This window comes from Agrobacterium sp. 22-3639C2, assembly GCF_053522105.1.
Genome location: NZ_JBNWDB010000001.1, coordinates 1,268,427 through 1,283,913 on the forward strand (window position 1 = coordinate 1,268,427; position 15,487 = coordinate 1,283,913).

A 15,487-nucleotide genomic window follows, 5' to 3' on the forward strand; every position below is an offset into this window, starting at 1 on the left:
TGAAAAGCCGGATCAGCCGCGGCCGCGATAGGTCGGCACACCCTGATCCGGCAACCACACGCCCTCAGGCACCGGTCCGGTCTGCCAGAAAACGTCAATCGGAATACCGCCGCGCGGATACCAGTAAGCGCCGATGCGCAGCCATTTCGGCTGCAACAGCTCCACCAGCCGCCTGGCGATATAGACCGAGCAATCCTCGTGAAATGCGCCGTGGTTGCGGAAGGATTGCAGGAACAGCTTCAGCGACTTCGATTCCACCAGAAAATCACCGGCAATATAGTCGATGACGATATGGGCGAAATCTGGCTGTCCGGTCATAGGGCAAAGCGAGGTGAATTCGGGTGCTGTGAACCGCACCACATAATCGGTACCGGCATTGCCGTTCGGCACCTTTTCGAGAATTGCCTTTTCCGGGCTCTCGGGCGTATCGACCTTCGCGCCCAGCTGCGACAGGCTGGAAACATCCGTCACGGACATGGAAAACTCCTGCTTATTCAAACAATCACTTTGACGCCATGCGCCTTTTCGCCTTCCGGCTCGACGTGAATGGCAAGGCTGGCACCCGGTATGACTTCCCTTATGGCATCTTCAAGGCGGTCGCAAATATCATGCGCCTCCCGCACCGTCATCGGGGCGGGAACAACGACGTGGAAATCGATGAAGGCGGCCGAACCGGCGCGGCGGGTTCTAAGATCATGCACGCCGATGATGCCGACGGAATTTTCGGCGATCGCCTTCTTGATCGCCTCGTCTTCTTCCGGTTCCACCGCCCGGTCCATCAACCCGCCGAGCGAATGCAAAATGACCTTCGATCCCTGGAACAGGATGTTGATGGCCACCAGAATGGCGAGCAGCGGATCGAGAATGGCGTAACCCGTCAGAAGCGCCAGAACCAGACCGACCAGAACCCCTGCGGACGTTATGACATCCGACATGATATGATGACCATCCGCCTTGAGGGCTGGTGAAGCGTATTTCCGGCCGACGCGGATGAGGATTGTCGCCCAGACGGCGTTGATGACGCCCGCTGACGCGTTGATGGCAAGACCGAGAACCGGCGCTTCCGGCAGCTTCGGGTTGAAGAGACCACCCCAGGCTTCCTGCACGATCAGAAGTGCGGCGACGACGATCAGCACGCCCTCGACGACAGCCGAGATATATTCCGCCTTGTGATGGCCGAACTGGTGATCGTCATCTGCGGGCTTCTGCGCATAACGGATGACGAAATAGGCAATGAAGGCCGCAACAACGTTGACGGTCGATTCCAGACCGTCCGACAGCAGCGCTACCGACCCTGTGACCCACCACGCCACGAGCTTGAGGCCAAGCACGCCGAAAGAAAGTGGAATGCCCCAGAATGCGAGCTTCCTTACCAGTGCATTGCCTTCAGTGTTCATTTTTTGCCCCCGTGCGGATGCGAACGAATTGCAGAACTGACCGCCAAAACGCACGAACCGCGCGCACGGGGTCTCCGTGCACGCGGCTCGCTATTTGCGCTTCCTATCGTTCAAACCGCAGCCGAGGTCAAGACCCATGAGGTCACGTCGAAGACGTCACCCCTCGCTTTTCTGCTCACAGAAACGGATACGGTTGCCGAATGGATCGATGACTTCCATGACATCGCCCCAGGGCAATTCTTCGACACCAGGCTTCAGGAAGCGGTAGTCTTTGCCGACCAGCTCTTTTTGGAAGGCATGCACGCCGTGCATGGTGGCGAAGATATTGGAGCCCGGCGTCGCGTCGCCATGATGGCCGCTGAGGTGAAGCCCCATTCCGGCCCGCGAAACCTGCATGTAGAGCGGGAAGTTTTCGCCGAAGCGGTGTTCCCAGTCGACCTTGAAACCGAGAAAATCAACATAGAATTCCCGCGCCTTGGCCTCATCGAAAATTCTGAGAATCGGGAATATCCGCGCAAAGCCAATGTGAGGAAGGTTTTCCCCACCCGCCGCGCTTGCATCCCGGGCGTCCACGTCACTGCCCATTCTGCTTGCCCCTTGTCAGGCGACGGAGATGGTACCGGCCGCAACGGATGCGGCCGGTACGCCTTATCCTTATTCGGCTGCGACGATCTTGCCGTCCTGCCACTTGTAGAGCGAGAAAGCCTGCGACGACAGGTCGCCACTCTCGCCATAGGTGACCTTGCCGATCGCCGTGGCAAAAGCGTCACCGCTCTTCAGAGCCGTGATGACCGCTTCGGAATCCTTTGCGCTTCCAGCCTTCTCGATGCCGGCCTTCAGCACTTCGACGGCAGCGTAAGCGTTAAGGGTGAAGGCTTCCGCAGGAATGTTGGCGGCCTTTAGAGCTTCGGCAGCAGCCTTGGAATCTTCGTTCTTCAGGGCGTCGGAGGCGTTGGTGAAGATCGTGCCTTCACCAGCCTTGGCACCGATGTTCCAGAACTCGCTGTTCGACAGGCCGTCACCGCCGATAACGGCAGCCTTGGCGCCGATATCGTTCAACTGGCGCACCAGAAGACCGGCTTCAGGATGGTAACCGCCGAAATAGACGATATCGACATTTTCAGACTTCAGGCGGGCCGTCAGCGCGCCGAGATCCTTTTCGCCTGGTGTCAGCGCGTCATAGAGAACTTCGGTAACGCCACCGGCATTCAGCGTGGTCTTGAAGGCATCCGCCAGACCCTTACCGTAAGCGCCCTTGTCGTGAATGATGGCGACCTTCTTGTCCTTAAGCTTGGCAAGAACGTATTTCGCCGCAACTTCTGCCTGCTGGTCGTCCCGACCGCAAGTGCGGAAAACATTGGTAAGGCCACGGTTCGTCAGGCCCGGCGAGGTCGCCGTGGGGGTGATCATCAGGACACCGTTTTCAGCAAACACGTCCGATGCCGGAATGGCAACGCCTGACGTGACCGGACCGACGACGAAATGGATGCCTTCGGCAACCAGCTGGTTTGCGGCCGACACACCCTGCTTCGGCTCGCCGCCATCGTCTGCAAGCTTCAGAACGACCTGCTCTCCGAGAATGCCGCCCTTCTTGTTGATTTCATTGACTGCCGTCTGGGCGCCGTTCTTGACCTGGTCGCCATAGGCGGCGACGGGACCGGTAAGCGGCGCAATCAGGCCGATGACGATTTCGGCATGGGCAAGCGGTGCGAATGCGAAGGACGCTGCAAGCGTCACGCTGGTCAATGTCTTCAGTTTCATCCTGGTGTCTCCTTGGAAATGGGGTCTCAGCCCCGATGAGCGCCTTGGGCGCCGACCGAATGAAACTTCGCGGACGCCTCCCGGCGAAAACCCGTTCCATTTTTGAATTCCGAGCCTTCATTTCAACTCATACGGAAGGTTTGATGGCTTATGCAAGTCACCTTTGCTGGATAAGGTCTATTCGCGGTAAATCTATCGTCAGGCCAGCCTCGATCGTGTCATCGAAACGGGCGAGCGCAACGGCGTAAACGCTTGGCGTTTGGTCGCCGCAGGAGGATAATGGCGGCATGATAACAGCAGATGACGAATTTCTGACGGGTCTGCCCGTCTTCCGACATTTCGAGGACGTGGCCGACCCGGCGCTTTATCGCGCCCTGCCGCCGGGATGGGCGCTGGCCATTGCCGATATCATCGATTCGACAGGGGCGATCGGCACCGGCAGATATAAGTCCGTCAACATGGCGGGCGCTGCGGTCATCTCAGGCATATCGAACAGCCTCGGGCGTCACGACCTGCCCTTCGTGTTCGGTGGCGATGGAGCCGCCGTTGCGGTGCCACCGAACGGGATACCCCTTGCGCGCACCGCCCTTTCGAACGTGCAGCGCTGGGTGAAGGACGATCTCGACCTTTCGATGCGTGTGGCGCTTGTTCCGGTGGAGGACATACGCAACAACGGTTTCGATGTGCGCGTCGCGCGCTTTCAGGCAAGCGAGGATGTTTCCTACGCCATGTTTTCGGGCGGCGGCAACAGCTGGGCCGAGGCGCGGATGAAGGAGGGGCAATATGCCCTGCCTACGGTTGCGACAGGCGGTCGGCCGGACCTGACCGGCCTTTCATGCCGCTGGAACCCCATTCCGGCGACCCATGGCAAGGTAGTGTCGATCATCGCCATGCCGGGACCCTCACTGGATATGCCGGCATTCCGCCAGCTGGTCATCGATCTCGTCGATCTGGCCACGCAGGACGCAAGACAAGGCCACCCCGTGCCGGAGGATGGGCCGAAACTGGGCTTCGTGCGGGAAGGCCTCGGTCTGGAAGCCAGGGCAGGTGCGGCCTATCACGATAGCTGGGGCAAGGTGCGCCGTTCGCTGCGCATTCTCGGCGAGAGCTTCCTCGTGAATTTCCTAGGCATGACGGGATTGTCGCTCGGACGGTTTAATGCGGATCGCTATCGGCGCTCGGTTGCCAGCAACACCGATTTCAGGAAATTCGACGATGGCCTGAAAATGACGGTTGATATCGACGCCGAGAGGCTCGAAAAGATCCGTGCGCGGCTGGAGCTGGGGCGCCTCTCCGGCACCTGCTATTTCGGCCTGCACGAGCAGGACGCCGCATTGATGACCTGTATCGTGCCCTCCCCGCTTTCGAAGGACCATATGCATTTCGTCGATGGTGCCGACGGTGGATATGCGGCTGCGGCAAGCCGGCTAAAGCAACAGATACAGGCTGCGTCTTCGCCGTGAGTGGGGCGGGCGACTTTTCACCGCATTACATGCGAGCCAGACGCCAAAAAAAGAAAAAACCGGCGTCATGCGCCGGTTTCAACGGAATGGCACCGCCGGGCCGTGGGATGGCCGTTAGATCAAGCGGCAGCAGTCTTGCTGCTCTTCTGCACCTGGCAATAAATCTCCTCGAGGGAAGCGAGGATTTTTTTGACGGATTCGGAATTGCTGGAATAATAGATGGTCTGAGCATCCCGTCTTGTTTTCACCAGCCGCTGGGCACGCAATTTCGAAAGATGTTGCGAGAGCGCGGACTGGCTGAGACCAACTTGGGAGGCGAGAACACCGACCGGCACTTCCGTATCCACCAGCGTGCACAAGATCATCAGGCGCTTGGGATTTGCCATCGCTGAGAGCAAGTCTGCAGCGGCGATGCTATGTTCCGACAGAGATTGGTTATCCATACGCTCAAGTCTCCTGATGACAGTCGGAAGACCGTCATGGTGGCTATTATAGGTGGTCCAAAAGGTGTTTTTTATAATTCAGTCGATACGTTGTATATACCTAAATCTTGCTTATATCGTGTCCCCCTCCAAGACTATTCTTCATTGATCATTTACCTGGACATCTTGATCAAATTTTCAGACTTTCGCCTGTTTTTCGTCATTTTAGCAACAAACTGCTACATTCTCAGTAGTATTTGGAGCAAAAAACAATCAAAAATTGAGCACACAAATCTTGTCTTCCAATGTCTGGCTTCGTGACCACTACCTTACACCACCTTAAATTTAGCAAGGAGGTACAGAATCTAGTTTTACTTTGCGCAATTTTCTCAAAGTTTGCAATATGCTTTTTATTCGTAATTATTTTAATGCATAACTTATAATGTCTTGGGTATTCTTTTTCTTTATACCAGCATTAGGTAATACAAAAAGGCCTTCCGGGGAGGAAGGCCTTTCGTTTTCTCGACCAATGCGAGTGTTTCTCATTTCTTGCGGTGGCGAGTGAGGCCTGTCACAATTTCGTCTGCGGAAATCGTGCCTATAATTGCGCCATTATCGACAACACCGATCGCGCCGGAATGTTTCGAGAGCGCATCGAGGATATCGATCAGCGGCGATGTCGGACGGGCGGTGGCGGCCACGTTCAACCGGCCGTTTTGTTCGTCCACGCCTGGCTTCATCACGTCCGCGGCGGTCAGCATGGAGATCGGGTTCATGTTCTGCACGAAATCCGCGACATATTGCGTAGCCGGTTGCTTGACGATCTGCTGCGGCGTGCCGCACTGGATGATACGCCCGCCCTCCATCATGGCGATGCGGTTGCCGATGCGGAATGCCTCGTCCAGATCGTGACTGACGAAGAGGATGGTTTTCTTCAACCGGCTCTGGAACTCCAGAAGTTCGTCCTGAAGGCGGCTTCTGATGAGCGGGTCGAGCGCCGAGAACGGCTCGTCCATCAAGAGAATGGGCGCTCCGGTCGCGAAGGCGCGCGCCAGCCCCACGCGCTGCTGCATGCCGCCGGAAAGCTCCCCCACCTTGCGGTCAGCCCAGGCGGACAGGTTCACCAGCTCAAGCTGCTCGGCCACCATGCGCTTGCGCTCCGCTTCCGGCGTCCCGGAAAGCTCCAGCCCGAAACCGACATTGTCGGCAACGTTTCGCCAGGGCAGCAGGCCGAATTGCTGGAAGACCATCGAAACCGTATGCATGCGCAGATCGCGCAGCGCCTTCGCCGTCGCCCGATAGGGATCGACAAAGCCGGCCGCCGTCTTCACGCTGACATTGCCACGCACCACAGGCGCCAGGCCGTTAACGGCCCTGAGCAGCGTCGATTTACCGGAGCCCGAAAGCCCCATGAGCACGAGTATTTCGCCCTCATTTACCGAAAGCGAGGCATTCGCAACGCCGAGGACCAGTCCGGTCTGCTCGTTGATCTCGTCACGCGTGCTGCCCTTGTCGATCAGCGCCAGCGCCGCCTCGGGCCGGTCGCCGAAGACGATATCGACATTTCCGAAGATGATTGCATCACTCATAGATCATGCTCCGTGCCGGGAAGGCGGAAAAGTCGGTCGAGAACGATCGCCAATATGACGATGCACAACCCAGCTTCGAAGCCCATGGCGATGTTGACGGTGTTCAAGGCGCGTACCACCGGCACCCCCAGGCCGTTGGCGCCGACGAGGGCGGAGATGACCACCATCGAAAGCGAAAGCATGATCGTCTGGGTAAGACCCGCCATGATCTGCGGCGCAGCGAAGGGAAGCTCCACCTTGCGCAGAACCTGCGATGGCGTGGCACCGAAGGCGATGGCCGCTTCTACCAGCGCCGGCGGCGTCGAAACGATGCCGAGACGGGTCAGTCGCACGGGCGCGGGAATGGCGAAGATGACGGTGGCGATAAGCCCGGGAACCATGCCGAGGCCGAACAGCACTAGCGCCGGAATGAGATAGACGAAGGTCGGAATGGTCTGCATCAGATCCAGCACCGGGCGCATGCCGGCATAGATCCATTTGCGCCGCGCCGCCAGTATTCCAAGCGGTATGCCGATGATCATGCAGACCGCGCTGGAGGCAAGAACGAGCGCCAGCGTTTCCGTCGTCGCCTTCCAGTACCCCAGATTGATGATGAACAGCAGACCAAGCGCCGTAAAGACCGGCATGCCGACCGACCGCCTTGTCCAGGCTGAAAGAGCCGTCACAATCGCGACGATGACCAGCGGATGCGGCGCCTGCAAAACGTAAAGCAGGGCGTTAATGACGCTTTGGAAAATGAAAGAAAGCCAATCGAAGAAAAAAGCGAGATTGCCGGTCAGCCAGTCAATGGCCTCCTTGGCATATCGGCCGACGGGCAGGCGGTTTTCAGGAGCGCTGAGCCATTCCACGGTAAGACAAGACCTTTCGTGAACCAGAGCAATTCCAGTAAAAATGCGTAACGGTTTTGGGCCCGGAATTGCAAAAAATAAGAAGAACAGGCATTGAAGGTGATCCCGTTTCACCGGAAATGCCGCTAATGCAGAAACGACGGCCGGCAACAGCATTGCCGGACACCGGGATGGCGCGTGACCCCGGATGCGAGAAAAATTCGCCGACCGAGATCATGCAAAGGACATCGTAATTTCCTGCAGTATCCGGCCTGTTTACAAGGTTAGGCCGGATACATGCGTTGTCTGCAACCTAGAGGCCCAAGGCCTTCTTGACGGCGGGCAAGGCGTCAGCGCTGCCATCCTTGGTCTTGACGTTGGCAAGCCAGGGTTCGATCGCGGCCGGGTTGGCCTTCAGCCAGGCAGTCGCCGCCGCTTCGCCCTCGAGGCCATCATTCAGGATCTTGCCCATGATCTCGTTTTCCATGGGCAGGGAGAATTCCAGGTTCTTGAGAAAGACGCCAACATTCGGGCATTCCTCGGTGTAACCCTTGCGGACATTGGTGTAGATCGTCGCGCCGCCGAGATTGGGGCCGAAAACCTCGTCACCGCCGGTCAGATAGGTTAGCTTGAAATTCGTATTCATGGGATGCGGTTCCCAGCCGAGGAACACGATCGGTTCGCCGGATTTCCCCGCGCGGGCAACCTGCGACAGCATGCCCTGTTCGGAGGATTCGACCACCTCGAAACTCTTCAGCCCGAAGGTGTCCTTGGCGACCATGTCGAGGATCAGGCGGTTGCCGTCATTGCCGGGCTCGATGCCGTAGATCTTGCCGCCGAGATCGCCGCTATGGGCCGCGATATCCTTGAAATCCTTTATGCCGAGTTCAGCACCCTTGGCATTGGTCGCGAGCGTGTATTTCGCGCCGGTCAGGTTTTCACGCAGCGTTTCAACCGACTTGTCGTCGCGGTAAGGCGCGATATCGCCTTCCATGGTCGGCATCCAGTTGCCGAGGAAGACGTCGATGTCCTTGTTTTTCAGGGATGTATAGGTAACGGGCACCGAGAGAAGCTTGACGTCGGTTTCATAACCGAGGCTCTTCAGCAGCACCGTGGCAGTCGCTGTGGTGGCAGTGATGTCGGTCCAGCCCACATCGGAAAAACGAACCTTGCCACAACTTGCCGGCTCCGCAGCGCCGGCTGCATTGAACGTCATGACGGAGATTGCTGCGGCCAAAGCCAGACAGCGACTTCTATTTGCAAACATCGCTTGCTCCCTTTTTTTCGTTCCCTTGCCATTATCAATATCTGCCGGACACAATCAACTCGCGTGCATTTGCGTGCTTTGGCCCGCCGTTTGCGACACGACGATGAAAATCTCCGGCTTTTTAGTCCGCGATACGGACAGCTGCGGCATGCGGAAATCTGTGTTTTTCCCGTTGCGGCACTTTTCAACCCGACCCTTCGCCGTCAAAAGACGCGAAGGTGTACAGGGAGTGGACGATGGCAAAACTCTATTTCAATTATGCGGCGATGAACGCCGGCAAGTCGACCATGTTGTTACAGGCATCCTATAATTATCACGAGCGCGGCATGCGCACGTTGATTTTCACGGCCGCCTTTGACGACCGGGCCGGCTTCGGCCGGGTCGCGTCGCGCATCGGCCTGTCGTCCGACGCACGGACCTTCGACGCAAACACCGATATCTTCTCCGAAGTGGAGGCCCTGCATGCCGAAGCGCCCGTTGCCTGCGTTTTCATCGATGAAGCCAACTTCCTGTCCGAACACCATGTCTGGCAGCTTGCCGGTATTGCCGACCGGTTGAACATTCCGGTGATGGCCTACGGCCTGCGCACGGATTTTCAGGGCAAGCTTTTCCCAGCCTCCAGGGAACTGCTCGCCATTGCCGACGAGCTTCGCGAAATCCGCACCATCTGCCATTGCGGCCGCAAGGCGACGATGGTCGCCCGTTTCGACAATGAAGGAAATGTGGTCAAGGAAGGCGCGCAGATCGATGTCGGCGGCAACGAAAAATACGTCTCCTTCTGCCGCCGCCACTGGGTCGAAACGGTCAAGGGCGACTGACCGTCTGCGGCCGGTTGCCGCATTTGATTTTTCGCAAGGATGGCTCCCCTGCTCCTGCGCTAAGACCATGCGGACACATTCGCGTGGATGTGCTTTCTCTCAGGAGCAAAAGATATGCACAACAAAACTGCCACCGTCGCCAGCCTTGCCATCGCTGCTGCCCTCCTTGCCTTTCCCGCCCTGTCGGCCCAAATCGAGGTGAAGATGCTCAACAAGGGCAGCGATGGCCAGGCGATGGTCTTTGAACCGGCAACCGTCAAGGCAGCTGTCGGCGACGTCATTTCCTTCGTGCCCGTCGACAAGGGTCATGATGCGGCTGCCGTCAAGGAAATGCTTCCCGAGGGCGTTGCGGACTTCAAGGGCAAGATGAACGAGACGGTGAAACTGACCGTCGAGAAGGACGGCGCATACGTCGTCAAATGCACGCCGCATCTCGGCATGGGCATGGTCGCCCTCGTTGTGGTCGGCGATGCCGCACCGGCCAATCTCGATGCCATAAAGACCGGCAAGCTGCCGAAAAAGGCGCGGGAGCGGCTGGACGCCGAAATTGCCAAGCTCGGTCTGTAACCGCCTGTCACCTTGTCCGGGCGATACATGCTCCGCGCGTAGTCCAGGAACTCGGGAACGAGCCGCGCGGACCGCAGGTTGAGAAAAGTTTCGCAATCATGTTGTATCCCGGTGGGTAGGGACATATCTGGAAGACAGTAAACGACCGCGGTTGTTGCGAAGCGCCAAAAGGCGCATGGCCGAACCGCGGTTGTTCCTTCCGGCGTTCAGCCCCACGGGCAGAGGAGACTATGACGACATGATCGACCGGATAACCGCTTTGATTCAGGCAGCCTTCAACGCCATCGGCAAGGCCGCCGGTCTCGTCGTCGCCTGGCTTCTGTGGCCTTTCATGGCCGCCCACGGCTGGTACCGCGACCGCAACTGGATCATCAAGGGTCCGATCGCTCTGGTGCTCATCCTTCTGGCCGGCTTTTACGGATACTTCTTCTGGCAAACGCAGGTCTGGACGAATTTCGACCCGGATTATATTTCCCGTTACAAGCTTGCCGAACGCACGGTGCCGCCCGGGCAGGAATTGCCGGCTGCGACACCCACGGCCGCCGCCGGCGCCACCGGTGCTGCCGCAAACACCTCCGCACCGGTATGCCAGCGCTCGGCTATCGTCGATGCCGCCGCCGATCTCACCGATTTCAACGTCAATCAGAATGCATGGATTTCCTCCATGCTGCTCTATCGTCTCGGCCTTTTCGGCATGGACTGGGACAGCACGCCATTTCTGGACAACAAGGCGTCCTTCCAGCGCGGCGTGAACCAGGCGGTGCGCCGCACCGCGGTGGAACTGGTGGATACGCTCGGTCGCGTTCGTGGAACATCCGGTATCAACAACAATCTCCAGGAAGCGCGCGGGAACATGCAGTTCAGCGAATATTCCTGGTATTTCGGCCTCGATCCGTTTGGCCCCAAAACACCGACACCGAGCTACTATCGCGCCGCCATCCGCAGCTTCCAGGCATTTAACGGTGAACTGACCGCCTGCAAGGCCGTCTTCGATACCCGCGCCGATAACCTCATCCAGTTCATCGACCGCATTGCCGGCGATATCGGTTCGACATCGGCCATTCTGCGCGAGCGTTCGGAAAACTATAATGGCGGCTGGTTCGACACTCGCGCCGACGACCGTTTCTGGTTCGCCTATGGCCAGCTCTATGGTTATTACGGCGTGCTGTCGGCAGCCGGATCGGACTTCGCGCAGGTTATTCGTGAACGCAATCTGACCAATCTGTGGAATGACACCCTGGGACAGACCCGTGCGGCGCTACGCATCCAGCCGGCAATCATTTCCAACGGCGACGAAAGCGGTTGGATCATGCCCTCGCACCTTGCCACCATGGGATTTTACGTTCTGCGCGTTCGCTCCAACCTCGTCGAGCTCCGCTCCGTTCTCGACAGGTAAGTCAACGGCTTGGACCGGCATGAAAATCAGCTTATCAGGCCAAGGCGTATTGTCTTGGCCACCAGCTGCGCGCGGTTGACGCAATCCAGCTTGCGAATGGCGTTGTTCATATAGGTATTGACGGTGTGCTCCGAGATGGACAGAAGCTCGGCAATCTCCACGGAGGTCTTGCCCTGCGCAGTCCAGCGAACCACGTCGAGTTCCCGCTTCGTCAGTGGTGAGGGGAGTTTTGAGCCTGCACGACAAAGCCGGTCATAGGCCTCCAGGGCGTGAAGGGCGATCATGCACAGCTCGTTCAGCGAACCCTGCGACAGGACATCGCAATCGCCCGCGAAATTCATCAGATGCCGGTTTCCGTCCATGCCGTTCACCGGCACCAGAAGACCGGAGGTGATGCCCATGCCGCGCAGCAGGGTTGAGACTTCCAGCAGCGAGCCGCAGTTGATGTCCTTATCGTCAAGAGACCAGTATTGCGGCATCATCGATGAAGCGCCGCGCTTTATGACGGGACAATCTGCAAGTTCACCGTCCCGGGTCATCGCATTCACCACCCACACCGGCAGGCTGCTTTCCACCACTATCGGCAGGGCATAGGCATTGCGAATGCTCGGCAGCTTCAGCAACGTCACGTAGGAATAACTGAACGCCTGCATCACCTGCTGCAGCGCCGCCAGCCATTGGGGTCTGTCAATGGCAGCCGAAAGGTCGCGGCAAAGTCTGGCCTGGCGTTCCGTCTTTGGCATTCAGGCGCCGCCCGGCGGTGGGCGCAGGACACCCAGAAGCGCCGACCAGGCGGCATGGGCAAACAGTGTTGCAACCTTCATATCGGGCGGACCACCTTGACTAAAGTGCCGGTTTTTCGGGTTTATCCTTCGGCTTGGCCATCAGTTTCTCCAGGAAACCGAGCATGACCGCCGAGACGACAAATGCCAGATGGATGATGGTGAACCACATCAACTGGCTATCCGTATACTGACTGGCGTTGAGGAATATCTGTAGCAGGTGGATCGACGAAATCGCCACAATCGACGATGCGACCTTGATTTTCAGGCTGCCGGCATCAAGCTTGCCCAGAAATGAAACCTCGTCATCCGCCTCATCGAAACGGCTGACGAAATTCTCATAGCCGGAGATCATCACCATGACGATAAGGCTCGCTACCAGCGCCGCATCGATCAGCCCGAGCATGGCGAGGATCATGTCCGATTCGTCGTAAGTGAAAACGTTTTTGGCGACCTTCAGGAATTTCAGCACGAAAGAAAATGCATAAACCGCCAGCGCCGCGACGAGCCCGAGATAAAACACGACGAGCAGCCAGCGGCTGGAGAGAATGATCCGCTCGACGAGCAGTTCAAGTGACTTCATTTCCGTATCCGATTACTTTTTTGTATATTGTTGGAGCATGCATTCTTCCGCCATCTAAACTGGCTGCGAATATCCTAGCAAGCGTCAATGTCGGGACTTTGGCCGGAACCCGGCATTTTCGGGCCTCTCCACCGGTCCGGATGCAGTTTCACGGAGCGTCACATTTTTGCCACGCACCGTTATGCTTTAAAACATGATGATAAAAGTCATATATAATATGTTGACAGTTATGATCATGTTTTTTAGTCCTCAGCAATCGGCTTGCCCGTAACAAATCAAAACAGTTTCAGCCGCGACAGCAAGCGCGGCGCGTTTTTGCGCGCCATAGCTTCTGCGCGCGCCTATCCGGGGGTATTTAATGTCCATCTCGCGCACACATTCGGCGCTGTTTTTGTGCACTGCCATGTCTCTTCTGCCCTTTGCCGGACCTGCGCAATCGCAGGATGCCGCGTCGCAGACGAACGACACCACCACGCTGGAGAAGATCGTGGTCAAGGGCAAGCGTGTCAAAAGCGCGAATGCAGCCGCCGACACACCGCTTGCAAGCCAGACGACGGCGGAAGACATCAGGAAGAAAGACATCGGCAGCATCAAGGACCTCGGAAACTCCACCGAGCCGGGTGTCGATTATGTGGATGCCAAGCCCGGCAGGCCCGGCGGCCTGTTCATTCGCGGTCTGGGCGGCGCCCGTGTCGTGACCCTGATCGACAATATTCCCGTTCCCTTCTTCAACAATTTCGCCCGTCAGGGACAGGCCACGACGACCCTGAGTGATACCAGTTCGAGCTTTGATTTTTCATCGCTTTCCACGGTTGACGTTGTACGCGGCGCCGATTCCAGCCGCATCGGTTCCGGCGCTCTTGGCGGCGCACTCGTTCTGCGCACGCTTGAGCCGGAAGACCTGATCGGTGAAGGCAAGGACTGGGGCGGTGTTGCCAAGACCACCTATGACAGCGAGGACAGAAGCGTCGGCGGATCGCTCGCCGTTGCAAAGAAGATCGAAAACACCTCGGTTCTGTTCCAGGGCTCCTACAAGCGCGGCAACGAAACGGACAATAAGGGCTTCGCCGATATCTACGGAACCCGCCGCACCAAGCCCAACCCGGCAGATACCTACGAAAGCAACCTGATGTTCAAGATCCGCCAGGATCTGGAAGGCGGCCACCGCATCGGACTTACGGCCGAGCGTTATTCATTGAGAGATCGCAGCGACATGCGAACCCTGCAAGGCGTCAGCGTATCGGGATCGACTTACCGCATTGGCGACTACAGCGGCTACGAGGATACGGAGCGCGACCGCGTGTCGCTTGATTACGAATATGAAGCGCCGTCGACAGACAGCCTGATCGATGCAGCCAATCTGTCGCTCTACTGGACGCGCCTCTCCAAGGAATCCGGCGCTGGCAACCGGCTGACCAACAACTCGCTCTATATCCGCGAAGACAGCATGCGCAACAGCGCTTTCGGCATCGTCGGCGGCCTTGAATCCGGTTTCGAACTCGGCGGCGTGCAGCACACCGTGCGCTTCGGCGGCAACGCCATGACAACCGATTTCAGCCAGGCGCTTTATGCCAACACAGGCGGAGTGACCTCATCGTCACAGTCGGACATGCCTGACGTGAGCGGCAAGAGCCTTGGCCTCTATCTCGATGACGAAATCGCGTTTGGAAACGGTTTCAGGCTGACCCCCGGACTGCGCTTCGATTCCTACGATTACGATCCGGATGGCTCGGTATCCAGCAACAGCGGTTACAACACCTTCGGCCTGCCAAGCGGCAATAGCGGTTCGCGCTTCTCGCCGAAGCTGCTCGCGACATACGACGTGACGCCGGAATTGCAGCTCTTCGCGCAATGGTCGATGGCCTATCGCGCTCCGACCATCAACGAGCTTTATCTGAACTTCTCGAATATCAGCTCCGGTTATGCCGTGGTCGGCAACTCCGCACTCAACCCCGAAACCAGCAACGGCTTTGAAATCGGCGCCAATTACGCATCCGGCGATCTGACGGGGAGCCTGACGCTGTTCCACAACAAGTACAAGAACTTCATCGAGCAATACACGACCTCGACGACGCTGTTCCCCGGCTTCGGCGGCAGGGGCAACGGATCGCTCTTTACCTATCGCAACCGCAACAATGTTGAAATCTCCGGCGTGGAAGCCAAGGTCCGCAAGGAACTCGCAAACGGCTTCTTCGCCCATGCGTCGCTTGCTTATGCTTATGGCAAAGACACAGACAGCAACGAATTCATCCGCACGGTGGCGCCGTTCAAGTCCGTCCTCGGCGTCGGCTACGCACAGGAGACATGGGGCACGGAATTCACCGGCATCTTCTCCTCGCATATGCGTGACGACAAGGTGGCCACAACCTACGACGCACCCGGTTACGGCATCTTCAACCTGACCGGCTGGTGGGAACCGGAACAGACCAAGGGCCTGCGTATTCAGGCCGGCGTCTACAACCTGTTCGACAAGCAATACTGGAACGCCGTCGGCGTTCGTGACGTCAACCCCAATGCCGTCAGCACCGTCAACCAGCCTGTCGACTTCTATACGGAAGCGGGACGCACCTTCAAAATCTCTCTGACCCAGAAATTCTAAACCCGGTCGGAACATC

Annotated in this window: 15 protein-coding genes; 5 read left to right on the plus strand and 10 right to left on the minus strand. The window is 57.8% G+C overall.

Annotation, left to right across the window (positions count from 1 at the left end):
* Positions 1-12: 12 nt before the first annotated feature.
* The 4 genes from queF to ACQZ6D_RS06410 form a co-directional block, all read right to left on the minus strand.
* Positions 13-477 carry a preQ(1) synthase gene (queF, locus tag ACQZ6D_RS06395; protein ID WP_013636627.1) on the minus strand — a complete coding sequence of 155 codons (465 nt, stop codon included), beginning with the start codon at positions 475-477 and terminating at the stop codon, positions 13-15.
* Positions 478-494: 17 nt separating this feature from the next.
* Positions 495-1,397, minus strand: coding sequence for a cation diffusion facilitator family transporter (locus ACQZ6D_RS06400; RefSeq protein ID WP_065702295.1), 903 nt, complete (start codon positions 1,395-1,397; stop codon positions 495-497).
* Between the two features lie 156 nt (positions 1,398-1,553).
* Positions 1,554-1,982 (minus strand): glyoxalase superfamily protein, encoded by a 429-nt coding sequence (locus ACQZ6D_RS06405; protein ID WP_065659137.1) that lies wholly within the window; start codon positions 1,980-1,982, stop codon positions 1,554-1,556.
* A 69-nt stretch (positions 1,983-2,051) separates the two neighbouring features.
* The gene (locus tag ACQZ6D_RS06410; RefSeq protein ID WP_003513582.1) at positions 2,052-3,158 is read right to left on the minus strand and encodes a branched-chain amino acid ABC transporter substrate-binding protein; all 1,107 of its coding nucleotides are present in this window, start codon (positions 3,156-3,158) and stop codon (positions 2,052-2,054) included.
* Positions 3,159-3,445: 287 nt separating this feature from the next.
* On the opposite strand from ACQZ6D_RS06410, the gene ACQZ6D_RS06415 reads away from it, so the two are divergent.
* Positions 3,446-4,621, plus strand: a complete 1,176-nt coding sequence (locus ACQZ6D_RS06415) for a DUF3095 domain-containing protein (RefSeq protein WP_065702294.1) — start codon at positions 3,446-3,448, stop codon at positions 4,619-4,621.
* Positions 4,622-4,740: 119 nt separating this feature from the next.
* On the opposite strand, the gene ACQZ6D_RS06420 is transcribed toward ACQZ6D_RS06415, so the two are convergent.
* The 4 genes from ACQZ6D_RS06420 to ACQZ6D_RS06435 form a co-directional block, all read right to left on the minus strand.
* Positions 4,741-5,064, minus strand: a complete 324-nt coding sequence (locus tag ACQZ6D_RS06420) for an ArsR/SmtB family transcription factor (protein WP_003513586.1) — start codon at positions 5,062-5,064, stop codon at positions 4,741-4,743.
* A 521-nt stretch (positions 5,065-5,585) separates the two neighbouring features.
* Positions 5,586-6,632, minus strand: a complete 1,047-nt coding sequence (gene choV, locus ACQZ6D_RS06425; protein ID WP_065702293.1) for a choline ABC transporter ATP-binding protein — start codon at positions 6,630-6,632, stop codon at positions 5,586-5,588.
* Positions 6,629-7,480, minus strand: a complete 852-nt coding sequence (gene choW / locus ACQZ6D_RS06430; RefSeq protein WP_003513593.1) for a choline ABC transporter permease subunit — start codon at positions 7,478-7,480, stop codon at positions 6,629-6,631. The genes choV and choW overlap by 4 nt, the downstream gene beginning before the upstream one ends.
* 292 nt (positions 7,481-7,772) lie before the next feature.
* Positions 7,773-8,675, minus strand: a complete 903-nt coding sequence (locus ACQZ6D_RS06435; RefSeq protein ID WP_233283658.1) for a choline ABC transporter substrate-binding protein — start codon at positions 8,673-8,675, stop codon at positions 7,773-7,775.
* A gap of 287 nt (positions 8,676-8,962) precedes the next feature.
* Here ACQZ6D_RS06435 and ACQZ6D_RS06440 point away from each other — a divergent pair, with 287 nt between their 5' ends.
* The 3 genes from ACQZ6D_RS06440 to ACQZ6D_RS06450 all read left to right on the plus strand — a co-directional run bounded on the left by ACQZ6D_RS06440 (position 8,963) and on the right by ACQZ6D_RS06450 (position 11,507).
* Positions 8,963-9,544, plus strand: coding sequence for a thymidine kinase (locus tag ACQZ6D_RS06440; RefSeq protein ID WP_003513599.1), 582 nt, complete (start codon positions 8,963-8,965; stop codon positions 9,542-9,544).
* A gap of 114 nt (positions 9,545-9,658) precedes the next feature.
* Complete coding sequence (locus ACQZ6D_RS06445) at positions 9,659-10,111, plus strand: pseudoazurin (RefSeq protein WP_065702292.1); 453 nt, start codon at positions 9,659-9,661, stop codon at positions 10,109-10,111.
* 238 nt (positions 10,112-10,349) lie between these two features.
* Positions 10,350-11,507 (plus strand): DUF2333 family protein, encoded by a 1,158-nt coding sequence (locus ACQZ6D_RS06450; RefSeq protein WP_013636632.1) that lies wholly within the window; start codon positions 10,350-10,352, stop codon positions 11,505-11,507.
* A 26-nt stretch (positions 11,508-11,533) separates the two neighbouring features.
* Here the strand turns inward: ACQZ6D_RS06450 and ACQZ6D_RS06455 are convergent, their stop codons facing one another.
* Together ACQZ6D_RS06455 and ACQZ6D_RS06460 are read right to left on the minus strand one after the other, a co-directional pair.
* Positions 11,534-12,250, minus strand: a complete 717-nt coding sequence (locus ACQZ6D_RS06455) for a helix-turn-helix transcriptional regulator (RefSeq protein ID WP_013636633.1) — start codon at positions 12,248-12,250, stop codon at positions 11,534-11,536.
* A 100-nt stretch (positions 12,251-12,350) separates the two neighbouring features.
* On the minus strand, positions 12,351-12,872 hold the full coding sequence (locus tag ACQZ6D_RS06460; RefSeq protein WP_013636634.1) for a TIGR00645 family protein: 522 nt from the start codon (positions 12,870-12,872) through the stop codon (positions 12,351-12,353).
* A gap of 358 nt (positions 12,873-13,230) precedes the next feature.
* On the opposite strand from ACQZ6D_RS06460, the gene ACQZ6D_RS06465 reads away from it, so the two are divergent.
* Positions 13,231-15,471, plus strand: a complete 2,241-nt coding sequence (locus tag ACQZ6D_RS06465; protein WP_065662203.1) for a TonB-dependent hemoglobin/transferrin/lactoferrin family receptor — start codon at positions 13,231-13,233, stop codon at positions 15,469-15,471.
* The last annotated feature ends 16 nt before the right edge of the window (positions 15,472-15,487 follow it).